Raw genomic sequence first — 4,606 nt, 5'->3', positions numbered from 1 at the left:
TTTCGAAGGAATCGCTGGTGGCCCGACGCTTGTCGTGGCAGAGGCGCCTCTGGCTACAATCCTGGCTGCGCAAACTGCTGATTCTGGTAGTGCTGGCCGGACTATGGGAAGTTGTCGCCGCGTACCAGGACAACAACCTGCTCTTGCCCAGCTTTTCGGCAACGGCTGAAAGCCTGCTGACCGATCTGGCCAACGGCGAAATGCCGGCCAAGGTCGCCGCCTCGCTGAGCGTCCTGTTGCAGGGCTACCTGCTCGGCATCCTGATCGCCTTCCTGATCACGACGCTGGCGGTTTCGACGCGACTCGGGCGCGACCTCCTGTCCACACTGACCGCCATGTTCAACCCGCTTCCGGCAATCGCCCTGTTGCCGCTGTCGCTGCTGTGGTTCGGCCTGGGCCAGGCCAGTCTGATCTTCGTGCTGGTACATTCGGTACTCTGGCCGCTTGCGCTCAACACCTATGCGGGCTTCCAGGGCGTTCCGGAAACCCTGCGCATGGCCGGCCGCAACTACGGCCTGCGCGGCCTTCGCTATGTCGTCCAGATACTGATACCGGCCGCCCTTCCATCGATCCTGTCGGGTCTCAAGATCGGCTCGGCCTTCGCGTGGCGAACGCTGATCGCTGCCGAACTGGTGTTCGGCGCTTCCTCGGGCCAAGGCGGGCTGGGCTGGTACATCTTCCAGAGTCGCAACGAATTGCTGACCGAAAAGGTCTTTGCGGGCCTGGCCATGGTGATAGTCATCGGGCTGCTCGTCGAAAACCTGATATTCGCTTTCATCGAGAGAACCACCATCCGGCGTTGGGGTATGCACCGCTGAGACAGCCATCAGTTGCCGGGAAGTCCATTCCGAGGCTGCTCCCCGAAGCTGGCTGCCCCGATCGACGAATCAAATCCGGGACTTCCACCAGCCACCCGAATCGATCCTGAGTCATTATCGTGATGCAGAAGGGCCGGATTTCCGCACGACCACAACCGCAAGCCGACTCTCGAACAGCGGAACACCAGGCACGTCCGGAGTGCAGTCACGGATCGGTCAAGCCGCTACCGTCGGCGCTCCGCATCGGGGTCGAGGACATCGACCTGAACCAGGCGCTGCCCGTTCCACATGGCCAGGTTGCATCAGGCCGCGGCGAGCACGACCTCGTTCGACTTGAAGGTCGCCAGCACCTCGGCACCGATTTCCAAAGGCTGCTCGCTGAGGGAGCGGGTGAGCACCGTCGACGTCACGACGCCGGCCGGGGTCTCGATCCTGACCTCCGACAGCACGTCGTCGAGGACGATGTCGGCAACGCGGCCGCGAATCTGGTTGCGGCTGGTGACCGCCTCGATGGTCATCAGCCGCTTGAGTACCCGGCTTTCCAGGCGGGCGAATGCGGGTTCGCCGTGCTCGCGCGGCCGTACAAGCGCCACCGACTCGTCGAGCGTGATGCGCCCCTCCTCGACGAGGACAATGCGGTCGCCGAGCGCGACCGCCTCGGACACGTCGTGCGTCACCAGCAGCGCGGTGAACTGCTGCTGCTTCCAGATGCTCTCGATCAGCCGCTGCATCTCGATCCGGGTCAGCGCGTCGAGCGCCCCGAGCGGCTCGTCGAGGAGCAGTAGGCGCGGCTTGTGGATCAGCGCGCGAGCCAGCGCCACGCGCTGGCGCTGGCCGCCGGAAAGACGTGCCGGCCACTCGTCAGCGCGGTCGGCGAGCCCGACCCGGGCGAGGACCTCGAGGGCGCGTTCACGAACCTCCTGGCGCGATCCCGTAAGACCGATAGCGATGTTCTGGATGACCGTGCGCCAGGGCAGCAGACGTGCATCCTGGAACATCATGCGGACGTCTTCCTTGTGCGCCGCAGCGGGGCGGCCATCGAGCCGGATCTCGCCGGCGCTCTCGCCGTCGAGGCCGGCAAGGAGGCGCAGCAGCGTGCTCTTGCCGCAACCGCTGCGCCCGACGATGGCGACGAATTCTCCCGGCGCGATCGCGAGGTCGAGCCCATGGAGGACCTGACGGTCACCGAAGCGCTTGATCAACCCGTATACGTCGATGTCCAGCCCTTGGATCTCGCTGCGCGCCTGGCGGACCTGGTCGAGTTCGATGTTGTCGATATTCATCCATGCCTCCTCAGGCCGCCGTGTAGGCGGCATTCCACTTGAGCCAGCGGCGCTCAAGCTGGCGGGCGGCGACGTCGGCGAGCTTGCCGAGCAGCGCGTAGAGCACGATCCCGAGCAGGACCACGTCGGTTTGCAGGAATTCGCGGGCGTTCATCGTCATGTAGCCGATACCGGCCTGCGCCGAGATGGTTTCGGCAACGATCAGGATCACCCACATGAAGCCGAGCCCGTAACGAACGCCGACCAGGATCGACGAGAGGGCGCCGGGCAGGATGATTTCGCGGTAGAGCGACCAGCCCTTGAGGCCGTAGCTGCGCCCCATCTCGATCAGCGCCGGGTCGACCGAGCGGATGCCGTGGAAGGTATTGATGTAGACCGAGAAGAACACCCCCAAGGCGATCAGGAACAGCTTGGCCGTCTCGTCGATGCCGAACCACAGGATGACCAGCGGAATCAGTGCCAGCGGCGGGATGTTGCGGATCATCTGCAGCGTGGTGTCGAGGGCGATCTCGACCTTGCGGAAGGACCCGGTGAGCAGGCCGAGCAGCAGGCCGAGCCCGCCGCCGATGGCGAAGCCGGTAAACGCGCGGCCGGCGCTGACGCGGACGTGTTGGAGCAGCTCGCCGCTCGCAGCCAGGGCGACCCCGGCCTTGACCACCGCAAGCGGTTCGGGCAATACCCGGCTGGACAGCCAGCCGACCCGGGCAGCGACCTCCCAGACGACGAGGATGGCGAGCGGGACCAGCCAGGGAACCAGGCGACGGCCGAGGTGCCTGAACAGCGCCGCGAGGCGCCCGCCCGGCACCGCCCCGGCGATCGGGAAAGCTGTATCTGCCATCACCACCCCTAGAGCTTGGCGATCGACACTTCGGTCGCCTTGACCAGCGCGAGGACCTCGGTGCCGACCTGCAGGTGGAGCTCCTTGACCGAGCGGGTGGTGATGACCGAGGTGACGATGCCGAACGGCGTATCGACGTCGATCTCGGAGACGACCGGGCCTTCGATGATTTCCTTGATGCGGCCGCGGAACTGGTTGCGTGCGTTGACTGACTGGATACTCATGGTGGTCCTGGGAAAATTGCGGGATCGCCGGATTATCGGCACCCCCGGCGGCGCCCCGAACGAAGAATCGCGTCGAAGCATATGCCTGCCGCCGGGGTGCTGCGGATCACGCAGGAGCGACCTCCCGTTTGCCGCGCCGCCATGCCAGGCGGGCCGGCAGGCGTAGCACGAAGGCGCCGTTGCCGAGGAGGGAAACGCTCAGCGCGAGCAGGACCAGCACCAGCGGGAACTCCCAGCCGCCACCGCTCGCCGAGAACAACCAGCCGTTGCCCGAATGCACCCAGAGGGCGCCGAGCAGGACGGGCTGTACCGCCAGCGCGACCCAGCGCGAGGCGACGCCGAGGAGCAGCAGCAGGCCGCCACCGACTTCGGCCGCCGCCACCGCGTAGGCAAGCACCCCGGGCAGGCCGAGCGAAGCGAAGTATTCCGCCGTTCCCGGCAGCGTAAACACGAGAACCTTCAGCAAACCGTGGGCGAGCAGGATGCCGCCGAGGGTGATGCGAAGGACGAAGGCGCCGTAGCGCTCCAGACGATCTTGCGGAAATGCACTCATGGATGACCTCCTTGAAACGGGTTGTTGGGTAGGGGACTGCAGGGTCAGTCTAGGCCCCTGTGCGCCTGCGGCAACGATTCATTGCCGATAAGCTATTCCGCCATTTCGGATCAGGTTATTCACCGCCAATGCATTGCAACATGCCGCTCCCCGTGGCGAATATGGATATGCGCAGATCGTCGTTGGGTGCTGCCGGGCGACGGCTTATCGTGAACCATCGGCAACCCCTTCCCGACCGAGATGGCCGACCCCGAACTGATCCACGACTTCGCGACGCGCCCCCCGCCGTCGCCCGACCGGCGCCAGCAATTCGGGCAACTCGCCGCCATCGTCGCCTTGGTAGCCCTGTTCGCCATCGCTCGAGTCTTTCTCGCGGACGGATGAGTTTCTTCGCGATGGCGGCCCCGGCCAACCCTGCGCACGAAGCACCCACCCAGGATGCGCTGATCCGCGAAGGCCGCCTGCACGATCGCCGGATCATCGCTTCCCTCGATCGCGCCATCTGGGCGCGCCCTCATCGGCCTCGCGGCCACCACCGCCCTGCTGCTCGAACTGGCCTTGTGAAGCGCCCGAAGAAACAAGGCACCCCGCCCGGGGGCGGGGCGCCTTGCCAATGCATCGGTATCGGCTGCCCTCAGTTGCGGGGCGGGGGGTTCCACGCGGCATCGGCTGTTACGTCTTCCTCTCCCAGAGGGCTGAGGCGTTCGTGCATCCCGCGTACGGAGAGGACTTGAGAAGCAGCCACTTCTGAAGGAGGCTGGGACGCTTACCGTGAAAGAACGCCCAAGTGAAGGCAAGCAAATTTCTGGCGCCTGATGCCATCAAGGGGAGCTGGAAGGGAGAGAGGTCAGGCGGCGGCCGGGATAAAGCCGTGCTTCTTGAGCATCTTC

The 4,606-nt window shown here is 65.5% G+C and carries 6 protein-coding genes; 2 read left to right on the top strand and 4 right to left on the bottom strand.

Annotated features, from left to right (window positions below; all coding sequences use genetic code 11):
• Positions 1–14 precede the first annotated feature (14 nt).
• Positions 15–818: an ABC transporter permease gene (locus NFW05_RS06155; protein ID WP_295303722.1), complete on the top strand. Its 804-nt coding sequence runs from the start codon at positions 15–17 to the stop codon at positions 816–818.
• Between the two features lie 302 nt (positions 819–1,120).
• Here the strand turns inward: NFW05_RS06155 and NFW05_RS06150 are convergent, their stop codons facing one another.
• From NFW05_RS06150 to NFW05_RS06135, 4 genes are all read right to left on the bottom strand, one after another.
• Complete coding sequence (locus NFW05_RS06150) at positions 1,121–2,101, bottom strand: ATP-binding cassette domain-containing protein (protein ID WP_295303719.1); 981 nt, start codon at positions 2,099–2,101, stop codon at positions 1,121–1,123.
• Positions 2,102–2,111: 10 nt separating this feature from the next.
• Positions 2,112–2,939, bottom strand: a complete 828-nt coding sequence (gene ssuC / locus NFW05_RS06145; RefSeq protein WP_295303716.1) for an aliphatic sulfonate ABC transporter permease SsuC — start codon at positions 2,937–2,939, stop codon at positions 2,112–2,114.
• Positions 2,940–2,947: 8 nt separating this feature from the next.
• Positions 2,948–3,163 carry a molybdopterin-binding protein gene (locus tag NFW05_RS06140; RefSeq protein WP_295303713.1) on the bottom strand — a complete coding sequence of 72 codons (216 nt, stop codon included), beginning with the start codon at positions 3,161–3,163 and terminating at the stop codon, positions 2,948–2,950.
• A 106-nt stretch (positions 3,164–3,269) separates the two neighbouring features.
• Positions 3,270–3,716, bottom strand: coding sequence for a DoxX family protein (locus tag NFW05_RS06135; RefSeq protein ID WP_295303710.1), 447 nt, complete (start codon positions 3,714–3,716; stop codon positions 3,270–3,272).
• Between the two features lie 240 nt (positions 3,717–3,956).
• Between NFW05_RS06135 and NFW05_RS06130 the strand changes: the two genes are divergently transcribed.
• Complete coding sequence (locus NFW05_RS06130) at positions 3,957–4,100, top strand: hypothetical protein (RefSeq protein ID WP_295303707.1); 144 nt, start codon at positions 3,957–3,959, stop codon at positions 4,098–4,100.
• The last annotated feature ends 506 nt before the right edge of the window (positions 4,101–4,606 follow it).

Origin of the sequence: Accumulibacter sp. (assembly GCF_023806625.1) — a bacterium.
GTDB lineage: Bacteria > Pseudomonadota > Gammaproteobacteria > Burkholderiales > Rhodocyclaceae > Accumulibacter.
This window is presented reverse-complemented; position numbering and strand designations above follow the sequence as displayed.

What these genes read in the sequence shown, in the direction of transcription:
- NFW05_RS06150 (WP_295303719.1), bottom strand. Translation starts at nt 2,101, where the DNA reads ATGAATATCGACAACATCGAACTCGACCAGGTCCGCCAGGCGCGCAGC.
- ssuC (WP_295303716.1), bottom strand. Translation starts at nt 2,939, where the DNA reads ATGGCAGATACAGCTTTCCCGATCGCCGGGGCGGTGCCGGGCGGGCGC.
- NFW05_RS06140 (WP_295303713.1), bottom strand. Translation starts at nt 3,163, where the DNA reads ATGAGTATCCAGTCAGTCAACGCACGCAACCAGTTCCGCGGCCGCATC.
- NFW05_RS06135 (WP_295303710.1), bottom strand. Translation starts at nt 3,716, where the DNA reads ATGAGTGCATTTCCGCAAGATCGTCTGGAGCGCTACGGCGCCTTCGTC.
- NFW05_RS06130 (WP_295303707.1), top strand. Translation starts at nt 3,957, where the DNA reads ATGGCCGACCCCGAACTGATCCACGACTTCGCGACGCGCCCCCCGCCG.